The 679-nt window shown below is 72.6% G+C and carries 1 protein-coding gene; it reads right to left on the bottom strand.

Going from position 1 to position 679, the window contains the following annotated elements; all coding sequences use genetic code 11:
* Positions 1-679: Kae1-like domain-containing protein (locus BN1134_RS06965; RefSeq protein WP_042046191.1), on the bottom strand; the 679-nt coding region annotated here is incomplete at both ends.

Here is a 679-nt window from a genome sequence, read left to right as displayed (position 1 = left end):
CCCCCTCGACCAGCAGCCCCGCCTCCCCCTCGTAGTCGAGGGTCTCGACCACGTCGAGCAGGGCCGCTAGGGCATCGAACAGGCGCCCGACCGAGCTGGCGTAAGGGGCATTGCGCCCAAGCCGCCACAGCTGGCAGAGGTTGGCAAAACGCGCCTCACCGAGCCGCTCGATGGCCGGGAGGCGCAGGGCGCGGATCGCCGCCGGGCTCATCGACTCGAGCAGCCAGCCCAGCAGCAGCCGGGCCGGCTCGCGGATGGCCTGCTCGCCGCCGATGAGGCGAAACGGCTTGAGGTGGCCCAGCCGGGTGCAGCCGTGCACGTCGGCGCGCAGCCACTCGCCGCCCCAGAGGGTGCCGTCCGCCCCCAGCCCGGTGCCGTCGAAGGCGATGCCGTTGACCGGGCCCGTGATGCCGTGCTCGGCCATCACCGCCAGCAGGTGGGCATGGTGGTGCTGCACCCTGAGCAGGCTCAGCCCCGCGTCGGCCTGGGTCTGCGCCCAGCGGGAGGTGTCGTAGCCGGGGTGGTCGTCGCAGGCGAGCAGGGCCGGGCGGAAACGGTAGAGATCCCGGTAGAGGGCGAGCTGGGTCTCGAACTCCTGCTGCATGGCGAGCGAGCCGAGATCGCCCAGGTAGGGGCCGTAGAGGCGGGTGCGGCCAAACGCCAGCGCCAGGCTCACCTT

The sequence above is a fragment of the Aeromonas simiae genome, from assembly GCF_000820125.1.
Classification (GTDB): Bacteria; Pseudomonadota; Gammaproteobacteria; order Enterobacterales; family Aeromonadaceae; genus Aeromonas; species Aeromonas simiae.
This window is presented reverse-complemented; position numbering and strand designations above follow the sequence as displayed.